This is a genomic window from Gordonia sp. UBA5067, from assembly GCF_002414845.1.
GTDB lineage: Bacteria > Actinomycetota > Actinomycetes > Mycobacteriales > Mycobacteriaceae > Gordonia > Gordonia defluvii.
This window is the reverse complement of the sequence record NZ_DIAX01000028.1, coordinates 139,411-143,913: the sequence shown is the minus strand read 5'-3', so window position 1 is coordinate 143,913 and position 4,503 is coordinate 139,411. Positions and strand designations below refer to the sequence as shown.

Annotated in this window: 5 protein-coding genes and 1 pseudogene; 4 read left to right on the top strand and 2 right to left on the bottom strand. The window is 64.2% G+C overall.

What is annotated here, in order from left to right; translation table 11 throughout:
• The first annotated feature begins 203 nt into the window (after positions 1 to 203).
• The 4 genes from B4M62_RS04725 to B4M62_RS04710 are packed head-to-tail and all read left to right on the top strand — an operon-like array spanning position 204 to position 3,482.
• Positions 204 to 932 (top strand): amino acid ABC transporter ATP-binding protein, encoded by a 729-nt coding sequence (locus tag B4M62_RS04725; RefSeq protein WP_290705821.1) that lies wholly within the window; start codon positions 204 to 206, stop codon positions 930 to 932.
• Positions 932 to 1,939 (top strand): transporter substrate-binding domain-containing protein, encoded by a 1,008-nt coding sequence (locus B4M62_RS04720; protein WP_290705795.1) that lies wholly within the window; start codon positions 932 to 934, stop codon positions 1,937 to 1,939. The genes B4M62_RS04725 and B4M62_RS04720 overlap by 1 nt, the downstream gene beginning before the upstream one ends.
• Positions 1,936 to 2,619: an amino acid ABC transporter permease gene (locus B4M62_RS04715; protein ID WP_290705793.1), complete on the top strand. Its 684-nt coding sequence runs from the start codon at positions 1,936 to 1,938 to the stop codon at positions 2,617 to 2,619. Before B4M62_RS04720 ends, B4M62_RS04715 begins: the two co-directional genes overlap by 4 nt.
• Entirely contained in the window at positions 2,616 to 3,482 is an 867-nt protein-coding gene (locus tag B4M62_RS04710; RefSeq protein ID WP_290705791.1) for an amino acid ABC transporter permease, read from the top strand. Before B4M62_RS04715 ends, B4M62_RS04710 begins: the two co-directional genes overlap by 4 nt.
• A gap of 11 nt (positions 3,483 to 3,493) precedes the next feature.
• Here B4M62_RS04710 and B4M62_RS04705 read toward each other — a convergent pair whose 3' ends face one another.
• Together B4M62_RS04705 and B4M62_RS04700 are read right to left on the bottom strand one after the other, a co-directional pair.
• Complete coding sequence (locus tag B4M62_RS04705) at positions 3,494 to 4,033, bottom strand: regulatory protein RecX (RefSeq protein ID WP_414651777.1); 540 nt, start codon at positions 4,031 to 4,033, stop codon at positions 3,494 to 3,496.
• A gap of 8 nt (positions 4,034 to 4,041) precedes the next feature.
• Positions 4,042 to 4,503, bottom strand: a pseudogene (locus B4M62_RS04700) (DNA recombination/repair protein RecA); the annotation flags it as partial.

The following is a 4,503-nucleotide window of genomic DNA, read 5'->3' as shown; positions in this document are numbered from 1 at the left end:
CTCCGAGTCGTGCACGTTCATCTGACAGCCGAACGTTCGCACCTCGTAGCGGCGTTGCTCGCCGGTGCCGGCCGGACTTTCACTACTCACGCTTCCAAGGATAGTGCGGACGACAAATACGCATGCACTGCCGTGCGGCCACCGCGGTACTAAGGTGATCGGTTATGACTGCAGCGGCATCGCCCACCACCTCTGCCCCGCCGATGGTCTCGCTGCAACACGTCGACAAGCACTTCGGAGATCTGCACGTTCTGCGCGACATCAACCTCGACATCCCGGCCGGCCAGGTCGTCGTCCTCCTGGGCCCGTCGGGCTCGGGCAAGTCGACATTGTGCCGCACGATCAACCGTCTCGAACCGATCGACAGCGGCGAAATCTACCTGGACGGCACCCTGCTTCCGGACGAGGGTCGTGACCTCGCGGCGCTGCGCGCCGAGGTCGGCATGGTCTTCCAGTCCTTCAACCTGTTCGCCCACAAGACGATCCTGGAGAACGTCACCCTCGCGCCAATCAAGGTGCGCAAGAAGTCGAAGGCCGACGCCGAGGCCAAGGCGATGGAGTTGCTTCGGCGCGTCGGAGTGGCCGAGCAGCGCGACAAATATCCTGCACAACTGTCGGGCGGGCAGCAGCAGCGTGTGGCAATCGCACGTTCCCTGGCGATGGAGCCGCGGGTGATGCTGTTCGACGAACCGACGTCGGCACTCGACCCGGAGATGGTCAACGAGGTCCTCGACGTCATGGTCTCGCTGGCGGAGGACGGGATGACCATGGTCGTCGTCACCCACGAGATGGGCTTCGCCCGCAAGGCCGCGCGGCGCGTCATCTTCATGGCCGACGGCGCGATCGTGGAAGACACCGACCCGGACTCATTCTTCTCCTCGCCCGCCAGTGATCGGGCCCGCGACTTCCTCTCGAAGATCCTGGACCACTGATGGCACTGCGCACCCACCGCATCCTCGCCGCTCTGGCCGTCGTCGGCGCCTGTGCCGGCCTACTCACCGCCTGCGGTAGTCAGCCGCGCAACCTGCTGGACTCGATCCGTTCTGGTCACGTCATTCTCGGAACGAAGTACGACCAACCCGGTCTGGGCCTGCGCGATCCACGACTCGACGACATCACCGGCTTCGATCCGACGGTCTCGCGGTACGTCGTCAACCACATCGCCGCGCGGCTGGGCGTCCCCCCTCCGCGGATCACCTGGCGCGAAACCCCGTCGGCGCAGCGCGAAGCGCTGATCAGCTACGGCGAGGTCGACATGATCGCAGCCACCTACTCGATCAGTCCCAGCCGCATCATCAAGGTCGACTTCGCGGGCCCGTACCTCGTCAACTATCAGGGCCTACTTGTCCGCGGGGCGGACTCACCGGTGAAGTCGCTGACCGATCTCGACAACCCCAATCGCAAACTTTGTTCGGTCACCGGCTCCACACCGGCGCAGAACGTGAAGCGCGAGTTGCCCAATGTGCAGTTGCAGGAATTCGACTCGTATTCGTCGTGTGTGGAGGCGCTGCGCAACGACAAGGTCGACGCGCTGACCACCGACGAGGTGATACTTGCCGGATATGCCCACTTCTTCCCCCGCTATGACATGCGGGTGCTGTCCATGACCTATCCGCGCGACACCTGCAGCCCGAAGGGTGCCTTCATCCCGGCCGGCCGGCCGTTCTCCACTGAGCGCTACGGCATCGGCATGGCAAAGGGACAGCCCGAATCAGTCGCCGCGGCCAACGATGCCCTGCGGACCATGCTCTCGCCGCATCCCCGTCGCCCGTCCGACTGGGAGGAGGGGTTGCGCCAATCCGTCGGCAACGAGATGGTCGACTCGATGATCGCCCGGGCGGCTGCACCCGGATCGCAGTTCGGATTCCTGCCGACGCCCGGCGATCTGGCCTTCCTCAAGGCAACGCCGAGCCCCTGCCCACCAGGGTTGAGCCGATGAGCACACTCTGGGCTGATATCGGCCCCGCCCTCTGGCCGGCGTTCGCGATGACGCTGAAACTCACCGTGCTGTCCGCGATCGGCGCGCTCATCTGGGGTGTGATCCTGGCCGGCATGCACGTCTCGCCGGTACCGGTGATGCGCTGGTTCGCCACCGGTTACGTCAACATCGTGCGAAATACCCCGCTCACGCTAATCGTGCTGTTCTGCTCACTCGGCCTCTACACCAACCTGAGCATCGTGCTCGCCCCGGAAGGGCCGAACTTCGTGAAGAACAACAACTTCTGGCTCGCCGTTCTCGCCTTCGTCGCCTATACCGCGACCTTTGTGTGTGAGACGCTGCGTGCCGGATTCAACACGGTGCCGATCGGCCAGGCCGAGGCCGCCCGATCACTGGGTCTCGGATTCACCCAGGTCTTCGGCGCCATCGTGTTGCCTCAGGCGATGCGGTCGGTCATCGCTCCGATGGGCAGTGTGCTCATCGCTCTGACGAAGAACACCACCATCGCGTCCATCATCGGCGTCAGTGAGGCCGCCCTGCTGATGAAGACCCAAATCGAGAACCACGCGAACCTGGTGCTGGGCATCTTCGCGATTATCGCCGTCGGCTTCATGATCATCACACTGACCGAGGGCTTGGTTTTCGGCTGGCTGGCCCGCCGATTCGCGGTGAAGCGATGAACGCCGACGCCACCGTACTCTACGACGCGCCGGGACCGCGGGCGCGCGTCCGCAACGCGGTTCTCGCTCTCGTGTTCCTCGTTGTGCTGGCGGCGGCCGCCGCCTGGATCATTGCTCGCTTCAACGAACGCGGTCTCCTGGCCGCCGATATGTGGCAGCCCTTCATCACGGCGTCAACCTGGACGAAATACCTCCTGCCGGGCCTTTGGGGCACCATCAAGGCCGCTGTCGTCTCGATCGCGGCGGCTCTGGTACTCGGTGCCCTGCTGGGCATCGGCAGACTCTCTGGGCATCGCGCCGTGCGCTGGTTCTGCGGAGCGTTCACCGAGGGGTTTCGCGCCATCCCGGTGCTGCTGCTCATCTTGTTCACCTACTACTTGTATGCCCAATACGGCATAGTGCCGCCAGCGCACCTGGCGTTCGCCGCGGTGGTCACCGGTCTCACGCTGTACAACGGAACGGTCATCGCCGAGATCCTGCGCTCGGGAATCAACTCGCTGCCCAGTGGCCAAGCCGAAGCCGGCACTGCCTTGGGACTGCGCAAATCACAGTTGATGCGCCTGGTCCTGCTCCCCCAAGCAGTGACCGCAATGCTCCCCGCACTGGTGGCGCAAATGGTCATCGCACTCAAGGACAGCGCCTTGGGATACATGATCGGCTACGTCGAAGTCGTCCGCTCCGGCGTCTTGTCCGCATCGTTCTACGGCAACTACATTCCAGCGCTGCTTGTCGTCGCGATTGTGATGATTGCGATCAACTTCACGCTCACCACCGTCGCGACACGGCTGGAGAAGCGCCTGCGCAGTGGCCGCGGCAAGCGCGGCAGAGTCGCCGCGGTGAAGGTCGACGGCTCAATCGTCTGAGCGCGTGCTCGCTACACCTGCTCCGCATGCTTTCTGAGTAGGTCGCGCACCACGTCGACGACGAGCCCCTGGGGGAAGCCGCGCCGCATCAACATACCGGTAAGGCGCCGCGTCAGCGCATCGCGGACGGCACGCTCGGCCAGATCCGCCGACAATGACGACAGCTTGCGCGCGACGAGCTCGCTCGCGCGTCGGTACTCGTCTTCGGGATCGATCTCGGCGAGCGCAGCGGTGACCACGCTTTCGTCAACCCCCTTGGTGCGCAACTCATGTCGTAGGCCAACGCTGCCCCGACGCGAGTACTCACCTCGCGAGTGAACCCACTCGCGGGCGAAGGCCTCGTCGTCGAGGAGGTTGTGCTTGTCCAGCCGCACCATGACCGCTTCTACCTCGTCCGCGCTGAACCCCCGACGGATCAGGCGGTCCCGCATTTCAGTTCGGCCGCGGGCGCGCACCCCGAGCAACCGGAGTGCGGCATCCCATGCGGCGGCCTTCGGCTTCCGAACGGCCTCTTCGATCAGGCCCGCGTCACCATCACGGGACTCGGACACGAGAGCCTCTAAAACTCGACGGGTGCCGGCGCGAGCGCGTCCGGATCGAGGTCGTCGGCCGAGCCGGGCAACCCGATGCCAAGCTTGTTCTTGATCTTCTTCTCGATCTCGTCGGCGATATCCGGGTTCTCCTTGAGAAATTTGCGGGCATTCTCCTTGCCCTGTCCGAGTTGGTCGCCCTCGTAGGTGAACCACGATCCCGACTTTCGGATGAACCCCTCATTGACACCCAAGTCGATTAGCGAGCCCTCTCGCGAGATGCCCTCACCATAGAGAATGTCGAACTCGGCCTGCTTGAACGGCGGCGCCACCTTGTTCTTCACGACCTTCACACGGGTCCGGTTGCCAACCGCATCGGTGCCGTCCTTGAGGGTCTCGATGCGACGCACGTCCAACCGCACCGACGAGTAGAACTTGAGCGCCTTGCCGCCGGTCGTCGTCTCGGGCGAGCCGAACATGACGCCGATCTT